The 22,839-nt window shown below is 43.5% G+C and carries 22 protein-coding genes and 1 tRNA gene; 12 read left to right on the top strand and 11 right to left on the bottom strand.

The window, feature by feature from the left end; genetic code table 11:
• Positions 1 to 27: 27 nt before the first annotated feature.
• Together H8S52_RS06770 and H8S52_RS06765 are read left to right on the top strand one after the other, a co-directional pair.
• The gene (locus tag H8S52_RS06770; RefSeq protein ID WP_186909524.1) at positions 28 to 1,251 is read left to right on the top strand and encodes an NADH:flavin oxidoreductase; all 1,224 of its coding nucleotides are present in this window, start codon (positions 28 to 30) and stop codon (positions 1,249 to 1,251) included.
• A gap of 40 nt (positions 1,252 to 1,291) precedes the next feature.
• Positions 1,292 to 2,131: an SDR family oxidoreductase gene (locus H8S52_RS06765; RefSeq protein WP_118939496.1), complete on the top strand. Its 840-nt coding sequence runs from the start codon at positions 1,292 to 1,294 to the stop codon at positions 2,129 to 2,131.
• Between the two features lie 194 nt (positions 2,132 to 2,325).
• Here the strand turns inward: H8S52_RS06765 and pfkA are convergent, their stop codons facing one another.
• The 3 genes from pfkA to cmk form a co-directional block, all read right to left on the bottom strand.
• Entirely contained in the window at positions 2,326 to 3,306 is a 981-nt protein-coding gene (gene pfkA / locus H8S52_RS06760; RefSeq protein ID WP_005657182.1) for a 6-phosphofructokinase, read from the bottom strand.
• A gap of 68 nt (positions 3,307 to 3,374) precedes the next feature.
• On the bottom strand, positions 3,375 to 4,238 hold the full coding sequence (locus tag H8S52_RS06755) for a 4-hydroxy-3-methylbut-2-enyl diphosphate reductase (protein ID WP_022104034.1): 864 nt from the start codon (positions 4,236 to 4,238) through the stop codon (positions 3,375 to 3,377).
• Positions 4,239 to 4,254: 16 nt separating this feature from the next.
• Complete coding sequence (cmk, locus tag H8S52_RS06750) at positions 4,255 to 4,944, bottom strand: (d)CMP kinase (RefSeq protein ID WP_117984164.1); 690 nt, start codon at positions 4,942 to 4,944, stop codon at positions 4,255 to 4,257.
• A gap of 269 nt (positions 4,945 to 5,213) precedes the next feature.
• Here cmk and H8S52_RS06745 point away from each other — a divergent pair, with 269 nt between their 5' ends.
• From H8S52_RS06745 to H8S52_RS06705, 9 genes are all read left to right on the top strand, one after another.
• A complete protein-coding gene (locus H8S52_RS06745; RefSeq protein ID WP_005657177.1) occupies positions 5,214 to 5,900 on the top strand; it encodes an energy transducer TonB in 687 nt (228 codons plus the stop codon).
• Positions 5,901 to 5,997: 97 nt separating this feature from the next.
• Complete coding sequence (locus tag H8S52_RS06740) at positions 5,998 to 6,972, top strand: polyprenyl synthetase family protein (RefSeq protein ID WP_186909523.1); 975 nt, start codon at positions 5,998 to 6,000, stop codon at positions 6,970 to 6,972.
• 19 nt (positions 6,973 to 6,991) lie between these two features.
• Complete coding sequence (locus H8S52_RS06735) at positions 6,992 to 7,699, top strand: hypothetical protein (RefSeq protein WP_186909522.1); 708 nt, start codon at positions 6,992 to 6,994, stop codon at positions 7,697 to 7,699.
• Positions 7,696 to 8,475 carry a TatD family hydrolase gene (locus tag H8S52_RS06730; RefSeq protein WP_186909521.1) on the top strand — a complete coding sequence of 260 codons (780 nt, stop codon included), beginning with the start codon at positions 7,696 to 7,698 and terminating at the stop codon, positions 8,473 to 8,475. Before H8S52_RS06735 ends, H8S52_RS06730 begins: the two co-directional genes overlap by 4 nt.
• Positions 8,476 to 8,637: 162 nt before the next feature.
• Positions 8,638 to 8,725: transfer RNA gene (locus H8S52_RS06725), tRNA-Ser, on the top strand.
• 80 nt (positions 8,726 to 8,805) lie between these two features.
• On the top strand, positions 8,806 to 9,615 hold the full coding sequence (locus H8S52_RS06720; RefSeq protein ID WP_005657173.1) for a MotA/TolQ/ExbB proton channel family protein: 810 nt from the start codon (positions 8,806 to 8,808) through the stop codon (positions 9,613 to 9,615).
• Positions 9,616 to 9,620: 5 nt separating this feature from the next.
• Entirely contained in the window at positions 9,621 to 10,106 is a 486-nt protein-coding gene (locus H8S52_RS06715) for a hypothetical protein (RefSeq protein WP_005657172.1), read from the top strand.
• A gap of 35 nt (positions 10,107 to 10,141) precedes the next feature.
• The gene (locus tag H8S52_RS06710) at positions 10,142 to 10,732 is read left to right on the top strand and encodes a biopolymer transporter ExbD (RefSeq protein ID WP_117741151.1); all 591 of its coding nucleotides are present in this window, start codon (positions 10,142 to 10,144) and stop codon (positions 10,730 to 10,732) included.
• Complete coding sequence (locus tag H8S52_RS06705) at positions 10,732 to 11,196, top strand: biopolymer transporter ExbD (protein ID WP_005657168.1); 465 nt, start codon at positions 10,732 to 10,734, stop codon at positions 11,194 to 11,196. Before H8S52_RS06710 ends, H8S52_RS06705 begins: the two co-directional genes overlap by 1 nt.
• 96 nt (positions 11,197 to 11,292) lie before the next feature.
• On the opposite strand, the gene H8S52_RS06700 is transcribed toward H8S52_RS06705, so the two are convergent.
• From H8S52_RS06700 to H8S52_RS06680, 5 genes are all read right to left on the bottom strand, one after another.
• Positions 11,293 to 11,826 carry a GNAT family N-acetyltransferase gene (locus H8S52_RS06700; RefSeq protein ID WP_040316198.1) on the bottom strand — a complete coding sequence of 178 codons (534 nt, stop codon included), beginning with the start codon at positions 11,824 to 11,826 and terminating at the stop codon, positions 11,293 to 11,295.
• A 28-nt stretch (positions 11,827 to 11,854) separates the two neighbouring features.
• Positions 11,855 to 13,132 carry an IgA Peptidase M64 gene (locus tag H8S52_RS06695; RefSeq protein ID WP_186909520.1) on the bottom strand — a complete coding sequence of 426 codons (1,278 nt, stop codon included), beginning with the start codon at positions 13,130 to 13,132 and terminating at the stop codon, positions 11,855 to 11,857.
• A gap of 161 nt (positions 13,133 to 13,293) precedes the next feature.
• Entirely contained in the window at positions 13,294 to 15,186 is a 1,893-nt protein-coding gene (locus H8S52_RS06690; protein ID WP_186909519.1) for a glycoside hydrolase family 97 protein, read from the bottom strand.
• Between the two features lie 56 nt (positions 15,187 to 15,242).
• Positions 15,243 to 17,825, bottom strand: coding sequence for a TIM-barrel domain-containing protein (locus tag H8S52_RS06685; RefSeq protein ID WP_255470000.1), 2,583 nt, complete (start codon positions 17,823 to 17,825; stop codon positions 15,243 to 15,245).
• Positions 17,826 to 17,875: 50 nt separating this feature from the next.
• The gene (locus tag H8S52_RS06680) at positions 17,876 to 19,222 is read right to left on the bottom strand and encodes a glycoside hydrolase family 43 protein (RefSeq protein WP_255469999.1); all 1,347 of its coding nucleotides are present in this window, start codon (positions 19,220 to 19,222) and stop codon (positions 17,876 to 17,878) included.
• A 371-nt stretch (positions 19,223 to 19,593) separates the two neighbouring features.
• On the opposite strand from H8S52_RS06680, the gene H8S52_RS06675 reads away from it, so the two are divergent.
• Positions 19,594 to 20,070, top strand: coding sequence for an Lrp/AsnC family transcriptional regulator (locus H8S52_RS06675; RefSeq protein WP_016661794.1), 477 nt, complete (start codon positions 19,594 to 19,596; stop codon positions 20,068 to 20,070).
• Between the two features lie 9 nt (positions 20,071 to 20,079).
• On the opposite strand, the gene H8S52_RS06670 is transcribed toward H8S52_RS06675, so the two are convergent.
• The 3 genes from H8S52_RS06670 to cls all read right to left on the bottom strand — a co-directional run bounded on the left by H8S52_RS06670 (position 20,080) and on the right by cls (position 22,679).
• Positions 20,080 to 20,568 (bottom strand): dihydrofolate reductase, encoded by a 489-nt coding sequence (locus H8S52_RS06670; RefSeq protein ID WP_186909518.1) that lies wholly within the window; start codon positions 20,566 to 20,568, stop codon positions 20,080 to 20,082.
• A 51-nt stretch (positions 20,569 to 20,619) separates the two neighbouring features.
• Positions 20,620 to 21,414 carry a thymidylate synthase gene (locus H8S52_RS06665; RefSeq protein ID WP_186909517.1) on the bottom strand — a complete coding sequence of 265 codons (795 nt, stop codon included), beginning with the start codon at positions 21,412 to 21,414 and terminating at the stop codon, positions 20,620 to 20,622.
• A 74-nt stretch (positions 21,415 to 21,488) separates the two neighbouring features.
• Positions 21,489 to 22,679: a cardiolipin synthase gene (gene cls, locus H8S52_RS06660; protein ID WP_259301204.1), complete on the bottom strand. Its 1,191-nt coding sequence runs from the start codon at positions 22,677 to 22,679 to the stop codon at positions 21,489 to 21,491.
• Between the last annotated feature and the right edge of the window lie 160 nt (positions 22,680 to 22,839).

The following is a 22,839-nucleotide window of genomic DNA, read 5'->3' as shown; positions in this document are numbered from 1 at the left end:
ATAAATCATAAATCAGGAAACTATCACATGGAATCAAAATTATTCACTCCGGTTACTTTCGGACCGCTGACATTGCGCAACCGTACCATCCGTTCGGCTGCTTTTGAAAGTATGTGTCCCGGAAATGCTCCTTCGGACATGTTGCTCGATTATCACCGTTCGGTTGCGGCAGGAGGCATCGGTATGACTACTGTGGCTTATGCGGCCGTTACTCAGAGCGGGCTTTCTTTTGACCGCCAGTTGTGGATGCGCCCTGAAATAATTCCGGGGCTTCGCAAGCTGACCGATGCGATACATGCGGAAGGTGCCGCCGCCGGAATCCAGTTGGGGCATTGCGGAAACATGTCCCATAAGAGTATTTGCGGGTGTACCCCGGTCGGTGCCAGCAGCGGTTTCAACCTGTATTCACCTACTTTTGTGCGTGGTTTGCGTGCCGGTGAACTGCCGGAGATGGCACGTGCTTACGGAAAGGCGGTGAATCTGGCCCGTGAGGCGGGATTTGATGCAGTGGAAATTCATGCCGGACATGGCTACCTTATCAGCCAGTTCCTTTCGCCTTCGACCAATCATCGCAAAGATGAATTTGGCGGTTCTCTGGAAAACCGCATGCGCTTTATGGATATGGTGATGGATGAAGTGATGGAGGCTGCCGGCAGCGATATGGCAGTGCTTGTGAAGATGAACATGCGTGACGGTTTCCGGGGCGGCATGGAGATAGATGAGACGATGCAAGTGGCAAAGCGTCTTGAATGCTCGGGTGCACATGGATTGGTATTAAGCGGCGGTTTTGTAAGTAAAGCGCCTATGTATGTGATGCGTGGGGAAATGCCGATTCGCAGCATGACACATTATATGACATGCTGGTGGTTGAAGTATGGAGTACGCATGGCGGGCAGGTGGATGATACCGTCTGTGCCGTTCAAAGAAGCCTATTTCCTGGAAGATGCCCTGAAGTTCCGTGCAGAACTGAAGATGCCGTTGATATATGTGGGCGGACTGGTGTCGCGTGCCAAGATAGATGAGGTGCTGGACAATGGTTTTGAGGCTGTACAGATGGCACGCGCCCTACTCAACGAACCGGGCTTTGTGAACCGTATGCGCAAGGAGGAGAATGCCCGTTGCAGCTGTAGGCATAGTAATTACTGCATAGCCCGGATGTATTCCATAGAAATGGCTTGTCATCAGCATTTGCAGGAAGAACTGCCTGCCTGTTTGAAAAAGGAGATAGAGAAAATAGAAGCGAAGGGGTGATTGAATCTTTCTTATTATTGGCAATTTATACTTGGTAAACATGAAACTTGCTATCATAACCGGTGCAGACGGTGGTATGGGAACGGAAATAACCCGTGCTGTGGCTACAGCCGGATATAAAATAATCATGGCCTGTTACCGTCCGGAAAAAGCGGAAAGGGTAAGGGATATGTTGGTGCATGACACCGGTAACCCATATATTGAGGTATTGGGCATTGACTTAGCTTCGCTTGCATCTGTGGCGGCTTTTGCCGAAAGAATGTTGGAAAGGGGTGATACCGTCAGTCTGCTGATGAATAATGCCGGAACAATGGAAACAGGGCGTCACATCACTGAGGATGGTTTGGAACGTACGGTGAGTGTTAATTATGTTGCTCCTTATTTGCTGACACGCAAACTTATTCCTCTGATGGAAAAGGGGAGCCGTATTGTCAATATGGTGTCTTGTACTTATGCCATAGGGCGTCTCGACTTTCCGGATTTCTTCCATCTTGGAAAGAGAGGAGGTTTCTGGCGCATTCCTGTTTATAGCAATACGAAACTGGCTCTGACCTTGTTTACCGTTAATCTGGCGAATCGGGTCAGGGAAAAAGGGATTGTGGTGAATGCGGCCGATCCGGGTATCGTGTCTACCGATATAATAACGATGCACATGTGGTTCGACCCGCTGACAGATATCTTATTCCGGCCTTTTATCCGTACTCCCCGGCAAGGAGCTGCAACAGCCGTTCATCTGCTGCTGGATGAGGATGCCGGAAAACGTACGGGAACTTTAAATGCGAGTTGCCGTCCCAAGCATCTTTCCGGGAAGTATACCCGCCATGTGCAGATGCAGGAGTTGTGGAACAGGACGGAGAAGATTGTGGAGAAGTGGTTATAAATCCTCAAAAAACGGATAGAACACTTGTTGAGGAAAATTTAAAGAACCTCTTGCATTATGATAATTTTTCAGGCACGGAGTGCATGGATTTCACGGTTCCGGTTTACAAGAACCATGAAATCTGTGCACTCCGTGCCTGAAAGAAAATGTTAAAACCACTTCGGCCCTCTTGGGTTTATCCTATCGGGGCTTTATTAAATGGAAAGTTCCCTCAGTACATTAACCAGGTCTTTCTTGATCGGCTTGTCGTTTTTGATGGCTTTCGTGAAAGGTACATAAACCACTTCATCGTGTTCTATGCCTATCATCACATTACGTTGTCCTTCCATGATGGCGTCGATTGCGGCAGCACCCAATCGGCTGGCAAGGATACGGTCATGTGCCGTAGGACTGCCGCCACGCTGCAAGTGTCCGAGGATTGTGACGCGTACATCGTATTGGGGATATTCGTTTTTCACACGTTCCGCATAGTGCATTGCACCACCGGTCAGTTCACTTTCGGCAACGAGCACGATGCTGCTGTTCTTAGACTTCCGGAAACCGTTCTTGATGAACTCTTCCAATTGGTCCACTTCCGTGCTGAATTCCGGTATGATGGCAGCCTCGGCTCCGGATGCGATAGCGCCGTTCAAGGCAAGGAAACCGGCATCGCGTCCCATAACCTCGACGAAGAAAAGACGTTCGTGAGAAGTTGCGGTGTCGCGGATTTTGTCTACGGCATCCAAAATCGTATTCAGGGCGGTGTCGTAACCGATTGTGGTATCCGTTCCGTACAGGTCGTTGTCGATGGTTCCCGGCAGACCGATACAGGGCACATCGAATTCCTGCGCAAAGATGCGTGCACCGGACAGAGAGCCGTCGCCACCGATAACCACCAGAGCATCGATACCCTCTTTCTTCATGTTATCGTATGCTATCTGCCGTCCTTCGGGCGTGGTAAACTCTTTACAGCGTGCTGTTTTCAGGATAGTACCGCCCAATTGGATGATGTTACTTACATTCTGGCTCTTGAATTCTTTGATTTCACCGGTTACCAAGCCTTTGTAACCTCTATATATGCCTTTAACCTGAAGTCCGTTGTAGATAGCCGCACGTGTTACCGCACGGATAGCCGCATTCATTCCCGGAGCGTCGCCGCCCGATGTTAAAATACCGATACACTTAATTGTTCCCATAACAATCTCTTTATTTAGTGTTAATAATTACCTTAAAAAAATCTGCTCGCAAAGATAACAAAAGCTTTTTAAATTCGTGATTTTATTGCCTTGGATATTTCTTCCATCAGCCATTTGGGAGTGGAAGTGGCTCCACAAATACCAATGGACTCTGTGCCAATGAGTAACCGGTTGTCTATCTCTTCCGCACTGTCGATAAGGTGCGAGTTGGGATTTACCTTCTTGCATTCGTTGAACAGGATTTTTCCATTGGAACTTTTCTTGCCGCTGACGAAGAATACCAAATCGTGCGAAGCTGCGAATTTCCGGATGTTGGGAATGCGGTTGGCTACTTGCCGGCATATGGTGTCGTAATATTCGAAAGTGACATCGGAGGATATATGTTCCTTTATGTATTCCACGATTTTTTGAAATTCATCCAGCGACTTGGTGGTTTGCGAGTAGAGGCGTATGCTCTTGCTGAAATCAAGTGACTTGGCTTCTTCCAGCTTTTCTATAACAATTGCTTTTCCTGTGGTTTGCCCCACCAGTCCCAGGACTTCTGCATGTCCGTTCTTTCCGTATATGACGATTTGTTTGTCCTCATTGTCTTCCTGGATATACTCCTGCTTGATTTTCTTTTGTAAGCGGAGAACCACCGGACAAGTGGCGTCGATTATTTCAATATTGTTGCGCCTGGCGGTTATATAGGTTTCGGGTGGTTCGCCGTGTGCCCGCAATAAAACTTTGGCATTATGCAGGCGGTTGAACTCCTCGTGGTTGATGGTGATAAGCCCCATTGCTTTCAAACGCTCCACTTCACGGCTGTTGTGCACAATGTCTCCCAAACAGTATAATGTTCCGCTTTTGGATAACTCTTCTTCTGCTTTATTGATTGCGGTAACTACCCCGAAGCAGAAGCCGGAACCTTCATCTATTTCCACTTTTGCCATATTGCAGTTTTTTGCGTTATGATTTGCACACTTTTTCGAACTGTTCTGCCAGCCATTCCTTTTGTTGGGAAATGGTCATGTGGCTGTTGTCGAGCAGCAGTGCGTCGTCGGCTTTGCGGAGCGGACTCACTTCCCTGTTCTGGTCTATATAATCCCTCTGCTTCACATTCTCCAGGATTTCGTCGAAACCGGCTTCCTCTCCTTTGGCTTTCAGTTCATCGTATCTGCGCTGTGCACGGATTTCGGGAGAGGCAGTTACGAATATCTTAAGTTCGGCATCCGGAAATACGGTAGTGCCGATGTCGCGACCGTCCATGACAATGCCTTTGGCTTTGCCCATTTCCTGTTGTTGGGCCACCATTGCTTCGCGCACAAAGTCGAGGGCGGCAATGGGACTGACGCGGGAGGATACTTCCATTGTGCGGATTTTCTTTTCCACATTGATGCCGTTCAGGTAGGTGTCGGGACGTCCCGTTTCCGGGTTTAGCTGAAAGGATATGCGGATGTTGTTGATCTGCTTTTTCAGTTTTTCCGTATCGATGCCCTCGGCTGTGAAGATACCGTTCTCCATACTATATAAAGTGACGGCACGGTACATGGCTCCGCTGTCGATATAAATATAGCCGATTTCACGGGCGAGGTCCTTGGCCATTGTGCTTTTTCCGCACGAAGAGAAGCCGTCGATTGCGATTGTTATCTTTTTCATATGAAATGATTTTATACCATAATTTATATAGGAATCTCTCTCTCGGTAGATTTTTTTGAACGTTTCATTTAAAATTCTTGCCAAAGATACGGTATTTTTAAAATATCTCGTTACTTTTGCGCTACAAAAGCTGACGAAGGCTTTTGAAGAATTAAAAAAATAAAAATGCCTTGCTTATTGTGTAAAAAAACACAGCCGGGCAAGAACAATCATGGGAAAAGTGCTATATTTGCCCAAAATGAGAAACACTAATAATTATAGTATAAATTATGGAAATTAAAAAGACACCTAAGGCAGACTTGGAGAACAAAAAGTCAACTTGGCTGCTTGTCGGTTACGTGATTGTGCTCGCGTTTATGTTCGTTGCATTCGAATGGACAAAACGTGATATCAAGATTGATACGAGCCAGGCAATTACCGACCTTGTATTTGAAGAGGAAATCATTCCGATTACGGAACAACCCGAGCAGGTGGCTCCACCGCCCCCCGAAGCTCCGTCGATTGCAGAAACCCTGACAATCGTGGATGACGACGCAGATGTGGAGGAAACCACGATAGCTACATCTGAAGAAACCAATCAGGCTGTGGAAATCAAATATGTTCCCGTAGCTGTTGAAGAGGAAGAACCGGAAGAACAAACTATCTTCGAGGTAGTAGAACAGATGCCGGAATTCCCTAACGGTGGTATGGCTGGTTTGATGCAGTATTTGAGCAAGAACATCAAATATCCTACTATCGCTCAGGAAAACGGAACTCAAGGTCGTGTAACCGTACAGTTCGTTGTTAACAGAGACGGTAGTATCGTAGATGCTAAAGTGCTTAGAGGTGTTGACCCGTATTTGGATAAAGAGGCAATCCGTGTGATCAGCTCCATGCCGAAATGGAAACCGGGTATGCAGCGTGGTAAAGCGGTACGTGTTAAATACACAGTACCTGTGATGTTCCGCTTGCAGTAATTTTGTTTTTTTTAGTTAATATATTTAAATATTGCGTAAAGAGGTTGCTTTTAGGCAGCCTCTTTTCATTCTCTGCCATTCCTAATTTGAAATACTTATGTTTACAGCTTCCGAACTTCTCGATAAAATAAATTCCCATATTGCGGATTTGCAGTTTGAACGTACTCCGAAAGGGTTGTACGACCCGGTTGCCTATGTTTTGTCCATGGGTGGAAAAAGAATCCGCCCCGTGCTGATGCTGATGGCTTATAATCTTTATAAGGAAGATGTCAGACCTGTATTCTCACCGGCAACAGGCATCGAGGTCTATCATAATTATACATTGCTGCATGACGACCTGATGGACCGTGCCGATAAACGCCGCGGAAAAGAAACGGTGCATAAGGTATGGAATGATAATACGGCCATCCTTTCGGGTGACGCAATGCTGGTGCTGGCTTATCAGTTTATGGCGCAATGTCCGGCCGAACACTTAAAGGCCGTGATGGATTTGTTCAGCCTGACGGCTCTTGAAATTTGCGAAGGCCAGCAGATGGATATGGATTTTGAGCAGCGGAGCGATGTGAAGGAGGAGGAATACCTGGAGATGATTCGTCTGAAAACATCCGTGCTGCTGGCGGCAAGTTTGAAAATCGGAGCGTTGTTGGGCGGTGCCTCTGATGAAGATGCGGAACGGCTGTATGACTTTGGCATGAATATGGGTGTCGCTTTTCAGCTGAAAGACGATTTGCTGGATGTGTACGGCGATACTGCCGTATTTGGTAAAAATATAGGTGGCGATATCCTGTGCAACAAGAAAACCTATATGTTGATAAAGGCCTTGGAACATGCGGATAAGGAGCAGGCTGCGAAATTGAAGCATTGGATAACCGTTACGGACTTTGACCCGACTGAGAAGATAGAGGCTGTAACCGGTTTGTATAACCGGATAGGGGTTAAAGTCCTTTGTGAAAACAAAATGTCGGAATATAACAATAAGGCTTTGGAGAGCCTGGCTGCCGTGAATGTGACGGCTGAGAGGAAAAGAGAACTGGATAGACTTATAAAGGAGTTGATGTACCGGGAAGTGTAATTGTCAGTAGCCGATTAGAATGCCTTATAGAAGATTACCAAATACAGATCAGGCAAGAATACGTGCGTTGAAAGCCGTTGTTGCCAAAGGTGATACATATAATGTGTATGATTTGGCTGTGTCTCTGAAGGTACTTACGGATGCCCGGAATTTCCTGGTAAAGTTTGAAGCGGCGCATTCGTATTATGTGGAATGTTTTGAGCGTCAGTCAAAGGCGGGCCGTAAGCATCAGGCGAATGTAAAGACTGCCCGTCTTTACATATCGCATTTTATCCAGGTACTGAATCTGGCAGTGATTCGTTCGGAGGTGCGTACCGTTCATAAGGAGTTCTACGGCTTGGATATGAGGAACAATAATGTTCCGGATTTGTCTACGGAGACAGCCCTTGCAGAGTGGGGACGTAAAATAGTGGAAGGCGAGAGCCGGCGCATTTCCCAAGGCGGAATTCCTATTTATAATCCTACCATTGCCAAAGTCAGGGTACATTATGATATTTTCATGGAGAGCTACGAGAGACAGAGGAACTTGCAGGCGCTGACAGCGCGCAGTCTGGAAGCTCTTGCTTCCATGCGCTCCGAAGCCGATGCTCTGATTCTGGATATCTGGAATCAGGTGGAACGGAAATACGCAGAGGTTATGCCGAATGAAAAACGTCTGGAGTTGTGTCGCGCTTATGGCTTGATTTATTATTACCGTACCGGTGAAAAAGAAGAGATTACAAAATGAAATTAGTAGATTCACATTCCCACCTTTTTTTGGAGGACTTCCAATCGGATTTGCCGCAGGTGATGATGCGCGCCCGGGAAGCGGGAGTCACCCATATTTTTATGCCCAATATAGACAGTACCACTATTGAACCCATGCTTAAGGTCTGTTCGGAGTACAAGGGGTATTGTTTTCCGATGATAGGGCTGCATCCCACTTCCGTGGATGCCGGTTATGAGAAGGAACTGGCTGTTGTGGCCGGACATCTGGCAATGCCGGACGGTTATGTCGCAATCGGTGAAATAGGCATGGATCTTTATTGGGATAAAACTTACTTGGAGGAACAGCAGATTGTCTTTGAACGGCAGGTGCGGTGGGCGTTGGAGTATGGATTACCCGTAGTGATTCATTGCCGGGAGGCATTCGACTATATATATGATATATTGAAACCGTATAAAACGTCTTCTCTAAGGGGGATTTTCCATAGTTTTACGGGAACACGGGAAGAGGCATTCCGTATGCTGGAGTTTTCTAATTTCTTCATTGGGATTAACGGTGTGGTGACATTTAAGAAATCGGGATTGCCGGAAGTTTTGCAAAATATCCCCTTGGAACGGATTGTTCTTGAAACTGATTCTCCTTATCTAACTCCCGTGCCGAACCGGGGTAAAAGAAACGAGAGTGCGAATGTAAAGGATACTCTGTTAAAAGTAGCGGAAATATACGGAAATTCGCCTGAAGAAATAGGCCGTATCACTTCTGAAAACGCTTTAAAAGTGTTTGGAATGCTCAAATAACGTTCCGAAGATTTTAAAGTTTATTAATTTTGAGATTTTCTTGCGGATAAAACTTTGAGAATGCAGTGGAAGAACAAAAAAAAGAATACATTTGTAGCTGAAAACGCTCGCGGTTCGCATTTTTTTTGTAATTTGCACCCGATTTCAGAATAGATGTTGATTGGAGAGATGCTCGAGTGGTTGAAGAGGCACGCCTGGAAAGCGTGTATACCCCTAAAGGGTATCCGGGGTTCGAATCCCCGTCTCTCCGCGAAGTTTTAAAATAAGAGAAGAACAATAAATAAACATAATAAGTAATTTAATTAATTAATCTTAAAAATTAGACACACAATGAAAAAGTTATTTGCAATTGTTGCTGTGATGGGAGTCTTAACATTTGGCTCAACTCAACTTGCTCAGGCTCAAGATGCTCCTGCTGCTGAACAAACAGAACAAGCTGCTCCTGCAGCACAAGCAGCTCCTGCTGATGAAGCTGCCGCTCCTGTTGTAGCTGAAGAAGGCGGTATTCACAAAGAAATCAAGACTAAATTTATTGAAGGTACTGCATCTTTCATGAGTTTGGTTGCTATCGCATTGGTTATCGGTCTTGCTTTCTGTATCGAGCGTATCATTTACTTGAGTTTGGCTGAAATCAACACCAAGAAGTTTATTGCCGCTATCGAAGCTGCTTTGGAAAAAGGTGATGTTGAAGCTGCCAAAGACATTGCACGCAACACAAGAGGTCCTATCGCTTCTATCTACTATCAGGGTTTGATGAGAATCGATCAGGGTATCGATGTAGTTGAAAAGTCAGTTGTATCTTACGGTGGTGTACAGGCTGGTTACCTGGAAAAAGGTTGCTCTTGGATCACACTGTTTATCGCAATGGCTCCGTCATTAGGATTCTTGGGTACTGTAATCGGTATGGTGCAGGCATTTGATAAGATCCAACAAGTAGGTGATATCTCTCCGACGGTTGTAGCAGGTGGTATGAAGGTTGCCTTGATTACAACTATCTTCGGTTTGATCGTTGCTTTGATTCTGCAGGTATTCTATAACTATATCCTGTCTAAGATTGAAGCTTTGACCAGCGAAATGGAAGATTCTTCTATCTCACTGTTGGATATGGTTATCAAATATGACTTGAAATACAAAAAATAAGTAAAATGGCTAAGTTATCATATAAAGTATCATACTACGTACTGTACGTAATGTTCGCTGCCATTCTGGTAGTGTTGGGCTTGTTCTACTTCGGTGGAGATGCTCAGGGCGATGCAGTACTTATGAGCGTTGACTCTGAAATGTGGCAACCCGCCCAAACCGATGCACTGCTCTTCTTGATGTACGGTTTGTTTGGTATCGCTGTCGTTGCTACAGTGGCTGCTTTCCTGTTCCAGTTCGGAACTGCCTTGAAAGATAATCCGGGAAATGCATTGAAGTCTTTGATCGGTGTAATCGTATTGGTTGCAGTTGTTGTTATAGCATGGGCTATGGGTAGTGATGAACCGCTTAATATCCCGGGTTATGACGGTACGGACAATGTTCCGTTCTGGTTGAAGATCACTGATATGTTCCTTTATTCTATCTACATCCTGTTTGGTGCAACAGTGCTTGCTATCATTTTTAGTAGTATTAAGAAGAAATTATCATAATCAATTGAGATAACTCAATTTAAAGAGTAATTACAATGGCAAAAGGAAAAAGAAAAGTTCCTGATATTAACTCAAGTTCTACGGCGGATATTGCTTTCCTGTTGTTGATCTTCTTCTTGATTACAACGTCAATGGATACTGACCGTGGTTTGGCAAGACGTTTGCCGCCACCACCGGAGCAGAACCAAAATACTGACGATATTAAGTTGAAGGAACGCAACGTGTTGCAGGTCTTCTTGAATATGAACGACCAGTTGATGTGCGGAAACGATTATATCACAACAGATCAGTTACGTGCTAAAGCAAAAGAATTTATTGCCAATCCGTATAACGATGAAACCAAACCGGAAAAACATGCAAAGGATATTCCTTTCTTTGGTAACATGATGATTACGGAAAAGCATGTAATTTCTTTGCGTTGCGACCGTGGTTCTTCTTATAAGGCATATCTTGCTGTACAAAACGAGCTGGTTGCAGCATACAATGAGTTACGTGATGAGTTGGCTCAGGAAAAATGGCAAAAGAACTATGTTGATTTGAATGACGATCAACAAAAAGCAATTCGTGACATTTATCCTCAGAAGATCTCTGAGGCAGAACCTAAAAAATACGGAGATAAGAAGTAATGGGAAAATTTAATAAGACTGGTAAAAAAGAAATGCCGGCGTTGAACACTTCTTCTCTGCCTGACCTTATCTTCACCCTGTTGTTCTTCTTCATGATTGTAACAACTATGCGTGAGGTAACATTAAAGGTTGAGTTTAAGGTTCCGCAAGCTACAGAGTTGGAAAAACTTGAAAAGAAGTCTTTGGTTACGTTTATCTATGTAGGAAAACCTACTGCTGAATTCCGTAAGAAATTAGGTAATGAAAGCCGTATCCAGTTGAATGACAGTTATGCTGAAGTTGCAGCAATCCAAGACTATATTATTGGTGAACGTGCTAGTATGAAGGAAGAGGATCAGCCGCAGATGACAGTGTCTTTGAAAGTTGACCAAGATACGAAAATGGGTATCGTAACAGATATCAAAGAGGCTCTTCGTAAAGCGTATGCATTGAAGATTAACTATTCTGCGCAGCCGCGTCAGTAAAGTTAGTTCAGACTATATTGAATAAAGGTCGCTTGTAAAAACAGGCGACCTTTATTTTATTATGTATGGGAACTTTGGAAGAATGAGTGTTCCTATTTATTTAGTGTTGTATACTTCCCGATAGATGCACTTTTTTACCTGTTCGAAGTCTTTATCGCATTCTAAATCGCCATAAGCCATTAATAGCATGGGAAGGTAATCATCTCCGGATTTATAAGGCGGTTGCATGTACGGCTTTTCCCATAATGTAAAACCTTGCCGTTTGTAGAAATTGATTCGGCGTATTGCCATTTCTTCTTCCGGCATTTCCACTTCCAGGATAATGGGTTTCTTTAGCTGGTGACATAATTGGTTTAAAACGTTTTTGCCATGACCTCCATTGCGTTGAGACGGGTCAATGGCAAAATGCTCTACATAGCAGAAATGTCCGAAATCCCAGTAGGTAATAAAGCCTACCGGAGTATTTTGATGGAGAATAATGTTACAGTAAAAATGCGGTTTGCTATCTGTATAATTACGCAATTCTTCCAATGGACGATATTCTTCAGAAGGGAAAGAAGCAGTCATCAACTGCTCCATGTACTTGTACAAGGCTGCATCTGTGGTGGTGATGCGTTGAAATTTAATCATAAGCAGGTTCTTTAAAATTTGTTTTTTATTATTCGGTATAAAACTCAATAATTCTGCGAAGAGCGCGTTGGCACACAGGGCAGAAAGCCGGATATTCATTGGTGCGCATGCGGCAATTCTCTGCCGGTCGGAAGATTCCTTTCGCTGAATAACCGCCGCCTTCATACACGCCTGTCGGATAGTTTTCGCTTACCTCTGCCGGAGTGGGAACGGGAGTATTTTCACTAAGCATGTCTTTCCACTTGGCTGCAAAGTCCACTTGTGTACTGATGTTCTGCTCCCACGGTTCTATATCCAAGGGATAGGTATCGGTCATGACATCATTATCATAGAAGTATTCATCGGCAAGTCCGCCGAAACTGTGTCCGAATTCATGTACTACTACCGGTCGGAACATCGGGTGATGGGCTGTTGTGAGGGTGTATGAGTTATAGATACCGCCACCGCCATATTCTTCCGTATTAGCCAATATGATAATGTGTTCATAGGGTATTCCGGCTAAAGCATCATGAATTGCTTTTACGCGTGATGTTGTTAAATAACGGTCGGAATAGAACGTGCTGAAATGTGAACCGAAGGCAGTATGTTTCCACTCGTTCAATCTTGGCACGCTGACTCCGCTATCTGTGGAAGGACTGGCTACGGCTACTACATTGAACCGTTTCTTCATGGATTTGAAAGGTTCGTGGTCGAAAATGCTTTTGCAAGCGATATCGGCATCTTCATAGAATGTCTGCATTTCTTGGAGTGTATATCCTTCTGCAAGAATGGCTACATCGATGCACTTTTCCGGACTATCGTTGTGCAGGAGGTATTTATGCGGTGTGATGTGTGAATTTCCTTTTTGCTCTATCAATACATCGTTTGGATGCACGATGTGTTTCATGGATGCGCGGACATTGCGGCGTGGGTCGAGCAGGGTTATTTCTATTTCAACCGGCTGAAGCGGGTAGGGAAGGAGAAATGTATTTTCAAATCCTTTAGTTACATTCCGGGCTTCGTCCGTTTCCAGCCATTCCTGGAAGAGTGAGGAGAAAGAGGTAGTATAAATAGTCTTTCCGCTGGCTGCATTGCGCATAACAATCTGCCCGTTGCCTTGCAACGGGAGTTCCGCCAGATGATGCTTTCTTCCTGCCCAGGTGGGGAGAGCGGATAACCCGTCCAGACAGATAGCTTGCCTGGATGCATTGCCGTTAAAGATATAATCGACGCGAAGGGTTTTATCTGCAAAATGGTCGGCAAAGACTTGTGCGCGGGTAGATGATACAGCTATTAAACAGAGTAAGAATAAGATATGCTTTTTCATGTCCATAATAATTTAATCATTTCACAAATATACGATTATTTCGGCATTATCACATTTAATATAAATGATAGACACGAAACTCTATTTTGAATTCCATATCTATCATTTATATTAAATGTGATAATGCCGAAATATAATAAATGCCTACTGTGAGATTTAGATTATTTTATGACGGCTACAAAACCACCACGTGGCAAACACTCTATTGTCAGGCCTGATTTAACATTTGCCAAAGGGATATTTTCTTCAATGGCAAAATGTTTGTCATCTATACCATCTTTGAATATAGAGATTATCTTACCGTTAACAGCTATTTTATCCAATGATATATGAAGTGTTTTTGTTTCATTAGTGCCATTGATACCTCCAATATACCATGTATCGCCTTTACAACGTGCCATAATCACTTCTTCTCCCGGATAACCGGCTAATAACTTTGTATCATCCCAGGCAACAGGCAATTCTGACAAAAGTCTCTTCACTGGTTCCGGTAAGCCATAATAAACAGAGGGTCTGTCCGGCATATGCTGCAGCGCTGATTCAAAAATGACCGGCAATGCCAGTTCATGGGCATATGAAGTAATGTGAGGATGTTGAGAATTGGAAAAAGTTCCCGGAGTATAATCCATCGGCCCTACAACATTTCTTGTAAAAGGCAAAGTCGCGTTATGTTCGGCAGCCCGATTGGTTAATATTGGAGCGTTATTATACCATTCGGCGCCATATACCCCCTCAACCGACATCATGTGGGGATATGTACGTTGCCACCCTCGCGGAATAGTAGCCCCATGAAAATTAAGCATTAGTTTATATTTTATGGCATCTTCGAGCAAATCTATATAGTAATTCATGGTAGAAACACTGTCACCCGAGAAGAAGTCTACTTTAATACCGGCAATTCCCATTTCGCTCAGCCATGCATATTCTTTTTCCCGGTCTTGCTTTTTATTTAGACGGAACAAGGGACCGGGACCAATCCAGTTTGTACTTGAGTTATACCATAGCAGGGGCTTAATACCCTTGTTCAAAGTATACTTCACAGCATCTTGAAGATTGCCTCCATTGCTCATTTCATTCCATTCCCAATCAATCAAATTGTAAGGCCAATGCATTTCAGCTGCCAAATCAATATACTCTTTGACTTTTTGATAATCCTTAGAGCCATGGTTGTATGCCCAGTATATCCAAGATACCATACCGGGATTTATCCATTCTGTATACTCTACTTTAGAAGGGTCAGAGACGTCAGTTACCAATGTTGACTCCACAATATCAGACAAACCTCCTATAATGAGTACCCTCCAAGGAGAAATCCATGTTCTTTCAGCGACCTGTTTTTTATCAGCAAGTTTCACTTGGTATCTGTCATTGTTATCACCGTTAAATAAGAGAGAACCGCAATGTCCACGTCTGATATTTGCTTCTGTTATCAGTACAAATACAGAATCCTGTAACTCTACGAGTCCGGGATATCCCCAAGAGTTAACTTTGGGACGGCCGGGGAGTTTTCCATCTGTTGATACCGGAAAAAACTTTTCGTATCCGGGATCGTATTGTTGCATCCATCTTTTGGCTCCTTGCGGAATATTATATGCCGTATATTCATCAACGACATATTCCTTGTCTGCAATCGTATTAATTTCATATCTGAAAACGACCCCATTGTCATAGGCTCTGAATATAATATTCAAAGTGTTACCTTTTTGGTTTTCAAAAGAATATGTCCTTTCAAAGGCTTCGTTGATGCAATGACTGCGCTTTCCTGTTATCATTGTGTAATCATCGATGATTCGTTTTGCCTTGGAAACAGATTTCAGCTTCAAATTTCCATAAAACTTCTGAACATCTGTTTCTAAACCCAATTCTGTTTCAGAAAGGATCGTTTTTCCGTTATAGTTCACAGAAAAAGTTATCTTGTCATAAGCATTTCCCCTCATAGGCTCCACTGTAACTTCTAGTTTGCCGGTAGGAGAGGTTACGTTAAATGTTTCTGTACTGCATGAGCTGATCATGATGACAATTAGTACAAGCCATATATTTCTTGATAAATACATATCATTTTTAATTTTCTTGTATCGTTAAACAAACACTTTTTTATTTTTGCAATAGGTTATGGCAATTGGATTTTCATCCTTTTACCTTGGTATACGACTGTTTTTTCCGCAGACGGACTTATGATACGGAAAGTCCTGTTGGCCTGCATGCCGGGATATTCTCCTTGTCGTTCTTCTATCGTCAATACTCGTTTACGGTCATTCCAGTTAAAACGGATGTTGCTATATGCCCCTTTTTCATAATTGTAATTATCTCCCTCATCCTCGTATAAAATGAATGAAGCGTCTTCACCCGGATAAATGTGTATCTCTAAGGGGGCGTTAAGATTTTCCGAAGCATATTGCTTTTTCATGCCTAACGGTAATATAGTACCGGCTTTTACAAATACCGGGATTTTCTCTATTGATGCCGGAATATCCACGTATTGCCCTCCCTCATAGGTCTCTCCATTCCAAAAATCAATCCATCCTGCCGCATGTTCGGGAAGGTAGGTTTTCCAGCTTTGTATATTGCCCTGGGTTATGGGATTAATCAGTAAGGATTTTCCAAATATATACTCATTCTGCTGTTTCAAAGCCTCCTTATCTTGTGAAAAATCAAATATCAGCGGACGCATAAAAGTACCTCCTTGGTGTGAAACTAATGCAGTATGTGAATATATATAGGGTAATAGGCGATAACGTAGGTCTAAGAAGTCGGAAACAATGTGTTCCACTTGTTCTCCGTACCGCCAAGGCTCTGTCTGACTCATATAACCATGAATACGCATCAATGGCAGGAAGGTTCCGGTCTGTATCCAACGCAACATTCGTTCTTGGTAATCTTTATTCGTATACTGGTCGGAAGGGCGGAAAAAGCCGCCTGCATCATAGGTCCACCAAGGCAGACCGGTAGCCATTTGCCCTAATCCGCCAGCTATTTGCCGACGAAGTGTTTCCCAGTCATTGCCTACGTCTCCCGACCATGTTACTGCACCATATCGTTGTATACCGGAGAACCCGCTTCGGGTTAATATCATAGCACGCCGATCCGGATCATCCTTACGTAAGCCTTCATAGACGGTTTTATTCACAAAAAGCGGATAAACATTGCGGTAGAATTCACCTGGGGTTTCCCCATTGTTTATTCGCCGGTTCAGTAAATCATCATTTTCCGGTTCGGTAGCGTCCTGCCACCACGCATCAATTTTGTAGGGCTTCAATAGTTTACTGCTAAAATTATGCCAATAAAAAGCTGCTGCATCAGGATTGAAAAAATCAATCCAATCTGTGCCGGGAATGTAAAAACCTTTAGACTCCATTTGCTTTCCAAGTGCCGATTGCTTATCTATTTTAGACCAAACGGACAACATCAGGTGTATGTTCATGTTATGAAGCTCACATACCATTTTGCCGGGATCCGGATATTTGCTTTCATCGAATTGCATGGCATTCCACCCGTACTTTCCCCACCATTGCCAATCTTGTACGATCACATCCACAGGGAGCTTCCGTTTCCTAAATTCATGTGCATTTTCCAACAGCTCCGCTTGTGTATTATAACGTTCCCGGCAATGAATATAGCCTAATGCCCAAAGCGGCAGCATAGGCGCTTTGCCTGTCAACTGACGGTAACCGGCTATTATTTCATCGGCATTTCCGGAGAATACGGTATAGTCCAAAGAATGTGCTACCGGAGAACGGAAGACAGTCTCATCAGTTACTTGTCTCCAATATAATACGGGGGAATCTTCTTTTACGCCCTGTACTTCAACAGTATGTTCTCCTTTCGATAATTCTACTATAACGGAAGTTGTAGGAGGGAGCCACAAATTATTCACATCGACAATTTTATTTCCATCAATAGCGATGTAATGTTTGCGTGCCATACGCTGCCCTACATCCAACAGCAATCCGTACTGTCCGTCGGCCGGAACACTGAATGTTGCTGTGAATGACTTGAAGAGACGTGTCTCACGTTTATTGCCTTTTGTACTTGTCGCGTCCACTGTAACGGCTTGTCCCTCTGTCTTTGCCGGTAATAACTTTACAGACTCATCAGCAGGATTAAAGTCAGTCAAACCATAGTTATTCCATAGAATGCCATATCCTTTGCTGGAAAGAATAAAAGGAATTGCGATCTGTGTATTAACTTGTGTAAGGCGTCTGCTTAGTCCCCGCACATTTAAATAACCATCTTGAAATTGTCCTGTGCCAAACAAGTATTCATCAGCCGGTGATAAGAAATGTTGTTCGGCCCAAAAGGCTGGTTCGCCTTGAACAGTGGAACTTTTCAATAAACGCCCTCCTTCTTTTTCCTGCAAGATAATTTGCCCTTTAGCATCGGTGAAAGTCAGTGTATGACGCTGTTTGTCATAAACTACAATCATTTTTTCAAGTGAAAGTCTCAGTGAGGTATTATTCTCTTTCACTTTATATGCAGGAGACGCTACATCTTCTGTATAGATTAATTCTTCTTTCGGAACAGCCTGTCCTTTGGTGAACCTTACGCGCACCGTATTCTGATTAAGTGGTTGTAAAGAAAGTTTTCCTGTAGGCAATTCGATATTCACACAATTACTTTTAGGAGAATCATTTTGAGCAAAGACCGTAAGACAACCGATCAGCAAAACAAATAAAAACAGTGTTTTTTGTGTCATGTTTTATATTTTATTTCTGTCAATGAGTGACTTGAATTACAGTGTATTCTTTACTCGAATGTCCACCAGTCCAACATGAATAAGTTCTTTTTCAGTTCTTTCCCACCTTTAAAAACAAAATAGAGATCGTGTACGCCGTTCAAGTTCACAACAGACGTCGTAAACTCGCGAAGTTCACTCTTCGTATGTGATATATTCACTGTGCCGACACATGGACCATCTTTTTGGTCAATGTGAATTTCCAATATGCCGCCATATAGGTGAGCAGAAGCGGAGACTTTAAACGTCTTGGCTCCTTTTCCAAAATCAACCCCTTTCACCATTAGATATTCGCCGTCATCTATACTTGTTACCAGTTGGTTCCAGCGTTCGTGACTCCAGATATTCTTGGGAGTGGTCTTCAGTCCGAAGCCCCAAGCCATCGTTTCTGCTTCTACTTTACGATAGGGATTGAATTTCTCAATCTGTTCCAATTTACATTCGTGAAAATAAGGCAGCATGCGGATGGTACCGTTAGGGTTATACTCCATTTCAGCAACCGACACCGAGCGACGTTCTGCGTGACGGCTTGTTTCCAAACGGAAGATATCATAGTTTTGCCCAAAACAGTAAGATTTGCCCTTGTAATCGATGATACCGGGGTGATTGCCACGAGTCCGTGGAGTATGGTCCATAATATGCCCTTTATACTCCCATGGTCCAAGCGGGTTTTTACTCATGGCATAGCCGATACCCTCAGGACAGCATGTAGAGGCAAAAGCTAAATAGTAATGTCCGTTGCGCTTATAGAACCAAGGACCTTCCTGATAATCCTCAATATGGGGTAACTCCATGATTTCGCCTGAGTAGGAAATCATATCTTCATTCAGTTTCACACAATAGAGATTCGGGTTACCCCAATACATATAGGCCTGGCCGTCATCATCAATATATACTGTGGGGTCAATATCATACCAGTGTTCCTTTTGCCATACCAGCGGCTTGTTTATGGGATCTTTAAAAGGACCGTAAGGGGAGTCGGACACTAGTACACCAATGCCGTTGCCATGAATGGGGCAATACATATACCATTTGCCGTTGCGGCGAACTACTTGCTGTGCCCAGGCACCGTTATCGCCTTTGTACCATTTGAAATCTTTGAGAGAGGCTACGGCGCCACGATCTTGCCAGTTCACCATATCGGTAGAGGTATAGAGGAGCCAATCCTTCATGTGAAAATTCTCTCCATCATCCTCATCGTGGCTGGTAAAAAGATAGACAGTGTCATTGTATACAATAGGAGCCGGGTCGGCAGTGTACTTAGTTTGGATGATAGGCATGTTCAATGATAATTCTTGTGATAAGGAAGTTGTCGAGAGTAACGAGCAAAATGCTAAAGAAATTAAAGTAGCTTTCATATTTGTAAATAATTTAATTATGTTTTTCATGATTTGTGTTTTCTGTTACAAAGGAATACATTTTGTATTAATCTGCTTCAAAAGTATGTTACATCTTTTTTTGTCTGCGTTACATATAATTATGTTTTTCATGATTTATGTTTTCTGTTGCAAAGGAATACATTTTGTATTAATCTGCTTCAAAGGTATGTTACATCTTTTTGTCTGTGTGTTATATAATAATCCTGGCATCCTCTGAATATATGATTATTCTCATTTTAGCAAGAAAAGTTATAATTCGTATTTTTATTCATGAAAAAATCGCTAACTTTGCACATTGCCGTAGCGGAATACGGTAAAATAATTTATTAAATTAATTATTGAGATTAGAAATGGGACATCATCAATTGGATACTTTAGACGAGCAGATATTGCAGCTGATTGCCGATAATGCGCGTATTCCTTTCCTCGAAGTTGCCAGAGCTTGTAATGTATCCGGAGCAGCTATTCACCAACGTATTCAGAAACTGACAAATCTGGGTATATTGAAAGGGTCGGAATATGTCATAGATCCGGAAAAGATAGGATATGAGACTTGTGCGTATATCGGAATCTATTTAAAAGATCCCGCAACTTTTGATGCCGTGACAAAAGCGCTGGAAGCCATTCCTGAAATCGTGGAATGTCACTTTACTACCGGTAAATACGATATGTTTATTAAGCTGTATGCACGGAACAATCATCATTTGCTGAGCATTATTCATGATAAATTGCAACCGTTGGGGTTGTCTCGTACGGAAACGTTGATTTCATTCCACGAGGCAATTAAACGTCAGATGCCGATAGTGATAGACGATGAGGATGAATAATCCTACCGGTTATCGACGGATATAATTGACAAAAGCATAAGGGCAGGGATGTTTTTCATCTATAGGATGGGATTCCCTGCTTTTTTCTTGCCATATTTCAGGGGCTACTTCCGGAAAGTAGGCATCTGCTTGAGGAGCTTCGGCATCTATCTCTGTCAGGCAGAGTGCGTCTGCCAATGGCAAGGCCTGGCGGTATACGCTGGCTCCACCTATAATATAGATTTGTTCATCCTGTTTACAGTGCTTCAAAGCTTCTTCAAGAGAAGGGAAGATTTCCGCACCCGGACATAGGGTGTCGGGACGGGTAGACAATACGATATTGCGCCGGTTTGGCAAAGCTCCTTTAGGGAGTGATTCGAATGTTTTCCGTCCCATGATGATGGTGTTCCCGGTAGTAAGTGCTTTGAAACGTTTCAAGTCATTGGGAAGCCAGAATAACAGTTTGTTTTCATAACCGATAGCCATGTGTCGGTCTACTGCGGCGATAATGCTAATCATATTGTCTGATGTAATCAAGTGGTCTTTTAATGATAGAAAATGCTCTCTTTCCTATACCGCTACTTTTCCGGCAATATGCGGGTGAGGATTGTAATTGATCAATTCAAAGTCTTCATACTTGAAATCGAATATGTTCTTTACATCCGGATTTATTTTCATTTGCGGAAGTGTCCGCGGCTCACGGCTCAGTTGGAGTTTCACTTGTTCCAAGTGGTTCAGATAGATATGTGCATCTCCCAGGGTATGTACAAAATCTCCGGCTTTCAATCCCGTAACTTGGGCTACCATTTGTAAGAGCAATGCGTACGATGCGATATTGAAAGGTACTCCCAGAAAAATATCCGCGCTGCGTTGGTAAAGTTGCAGACTGAGTCGTCCGTTGGCTACATAAAACTGAAAGAATGCATGGCAAGGCGGCAGATTCATGTTGTCCAAATCGCCGACGTTCCAAGCACTCACTATGATACGGCGTGAATCGGGGTTGTGCTTGATTGTTTCCACCGCTTCACTGATTTGGTCGATGGTTCCGCCTTTGTAATCCGGCCACGAACGCCATTGGTAACCGTAGATATGCCCCAAATCTCCATTCTCATCGGCCCATTCATTCCAGATGCGTACCCCGTTCTCTTGCAGGTATTTTACGTTTGTATCGCCTTTCAGGAACCAGAGCAGTTCGTGGATAATGGATTTCAAATGAAGTTTCTTGGTAGTCAGACAAGGGAAGCCCTCGTCCATATTGAAACGCATCTGGTGTCCGAATACGCTGATTGTACCGGTTCCGGTGCGGTCGCTTTTTTCTATGCCTTCAGTCAGTACACGGTTGAGTAAGTCTAAATATTGTTTCATGGAGTTACTTATTAAAAGCCTTGCCAAAGGTAGGCAAAGTTCTCGGTATATTGAAAATTTGCACTATAAAAGATTTACAGGAAAGGAGTCAGCAGATTTCCTACCCAGCCGAGAAACTTTTTCCAGCCGGAGCGCTTTTTCCACATCTCGGGCGTGAGCAAGGTACTGTTCTTTTTGTCCCTCTCGAACATGCTGTTCAACTGGTTCGTTGTTGAAGGGTCGAAGATGAAAGCATTGGTCTCATAATCGTAGCGCAAGCTGCGGCTGTTGAGGTTTGCAGTGCCTACCGTACAGAAAGTGCTGTCTACCATCATTACTTTGGAATGGTGAAATCCGTCCTTGAACAAGTAAATTTTGGCTCCCCGTTTCATCAATTTATGTGCGATATAAAAAGAGGCTTCGGGCGTAAAGGGAATATCCGATACAGCCGGTATCATAATCTCCACTTCCGTACCTTTCTTTAACGCTTTCTTGATAGCCTTACGGATGGATTTCGTCGGAACGAAGTAGGGGTTTACTATCTGGATATTTTTTTGAGCAGCTTCTATCGAAACGGCATAGGCATGGCTGATAGACCGGGGTGTTTCCCGCGGGGTGCGGTCTACTATTGCAATCTCCTCGGCTATACTGTCCGGAAATTGGGGCAGGTTGGGGAAGTATGCCGGACCGCCGATGTGTTGTCCGGTTTCCCTGTTCCACATAGTCAGGAAGATACCTTGCAGGTAACGTACGGCATCCCCTTCTATGTGCATGTGTATGTCGTGCCATTTACCGATTTTAGGCAAGCCGTTGATGTAATAGTCGGCAATATTCATCCCGCCCGTATAGCCGATTTTTCCGTCGATAACCACTATCTTCCGGTGGTCGCGGTGCATGGCATGGTTGATATAGGGAAAGGTGATGGGGTCGAACTTGACGAGTTCGATGCCGCGTGCCTTTATCGCCTGCAAATGATGTTTTTTCAACGGCTGGTTATTGGACCAGTTGCCGAACGCATCGAACATGGCACGTACCTCTACACCTTCTTTTACCTTTTCTGCCAGTAAATCGAAAAGGGCATTGGCGATGGAGTCGTTACGGAAATTGAAATATTCCAGATGAATGTGGTGCCGGGCATGGCGGATAGTTTCGAATAAATCAATAAACTTTTCACGACCGGTCATCAATAGTTCGACTTTATTGTTGTAAGTCAGCGGTATTTCCATATCTTGCATGTAGTTCATTACAAGAGAATCGCTGGTACTTTGCGCTCGGACGCTTCCAATAAAAAATGTAAATAATATGATGAATGAAATCTGTCTCAAAACTTTATAAGTTTATTTAGTTTTATGAGTTCGCAAATATACAATATATCATTGAGATATGTTCATTTGTTTATAAAAAAATCAACCCTTACCTTTTATTAACAAGGTAGGGGTTGATTGT

It is taken from the genome of Bacteroides sp. NSJ-48, assembly GCF_014287405.1.
Lineage (GTDB): Bacteria > Bacteroidota > Bacteroidia > Bacteroidales > Bacteroidaceae > Bacteroides > Bacteroides stercoris.
Note: the sequence above shows the minus strand (reverse complement) of the source record. Positions and strands in the feature narration are given on the sequence as shown.

Coding starts and splice junctions, on each gene's coding strand:
- H8S52_RS06670 (WP_186909518.1), bottom strand. CDS start 20,568: ATGATTAGCATTATCGCCGCAGTAGACCGACACATGGCTATCGGTTAT.
- H8S52_RS06730 (WP_186909521.1), top strand. CDS start 7,696: ATGAAATTAGTAGATTCACATTCCCACCTTTTTTTGGAGGACTTCCAA.
- H8S52_RS06710 (WP_117741151.1), top strand. CDS start 10,142: ATGGCAAAAGGAAAAAGAAAAGTTCCTGATATTAACTCAAGTTCTACG.
- pfkA (WP_005657182.1), bottom strand. CDS start 3,306: ATGGGAACAATTAAGTGTATCGGTATTTTAACATCGGGCGGCGACGCT.
- H8S52_RS06755 (WP_022104034.1), bottom strand. CDS start 4,238: ATGGCAAAAGTGGAAATAGATGAAGGTTCCGGCTTCTGCTTCGGGGTA.
- H8S52_RS06690 (WP_186909519.1), bottom strand. CDS start 15,186: ATGTATTTATCAAGAAATATATGGCTTGTACTAATTGTCATCATGATC.
- H8S52_RS06745 (WP_005657177.1), top strand. CDS start 5,214: ATGGAAATTAAAAAGACACCTAAGGCAGACTTGGAGAACAAAAAGTCA.
- H8S52_RS06715 (WP_005657172.1), top strand. CDS start 9,621: ATGGCTAAGTTATCATATAAAGTATCATACTACGTACTGTACGTAATG.
- H8S52_RS06740 (WP_186909523.1), top strand. CDS start 5,998: ATGTTTACAGCTTCCGAACTTCTCGATAAAATAAATTCCCATATTGCG.
- cmk (WP_117984164.1), bottom strand. CDS start 4,944: ATGAAAAAGATAACAATCGCAATCGACGGCTTCTCTTCGTGCGGAAAA.
- H8S52_RS06695 (WP_186909520.1), bottom strand. CDS start 13,132: ATGAAAAAGCATATCTTATTCTTACTCTGTTTAATAGCTGTATCATCT.
- H8S52_RS06735 (WP_186909522.1), top strand. CDS start 6,992: ATGCCTTATAGAAGATTACCAAATACAGATCAGGCAAGAATACGTGCG.
- H8S52_RS06685 (WP_255470000.1), bottom strand. CDS start 17,825: ATGACACAAAAAACACTGTTTTTATTTGTTTTGCTGATCGGTTGTCTT.
- H8S52_RS06700 (WP_040316198.1), bottom strand. CDS start 11,826: ATGATTAAATTTCAACGCATCACCACCACAGATGCAGCCTTGTACAAG.
- H8S52_RS06675 (WP_016661794.1), top strand. CDS start 19,594: ATGGGACATCATCAATTGGATACTTTAGACGAGCAGATATTGCAGCTG.
- H8S52_RS06680 (WP_255469999.1), bottom strand. CDS start 19,222: ATGAAAGCTACTTTAATTTCTTTAGCATTTTGCTCGTTACTCTCGACA.
- H8S52_RS06665 (WP_186909517.1), bottom strand. CDS start 21,414: ATGAAACAATATTTAGACTTACTCAACCGTGTACTGACTGAAGGCATA.
- H8S52_RS06770 (WP_186909524.1), top strand. CDS start 28: ATGGAATCAAAATTATTCACTCCGGTTACTTTCGGACCGCTGACATTG.
- H8S52_RS06765 (WP_118939496.1), top strand. CDS start 1,292: ATGAAACTTGCTATCATAACCGGTGCAGACGGTGGTATGGGAACGGAA.
- H8S52_RS06705 (WP_005657168.1), top strand. CDS start 10,732: ATGGGAAAATTTAATAAGACTGGTAAAAAAGAAATGCCGGCGTTGAAC.
- H8S52_RS06720 (WP_005657173.1), top strand. CDS start 8,806: ATGAAAAAGTTATTTGCAATTGTTGCTGTGATGGGAGTCTTAACATTT.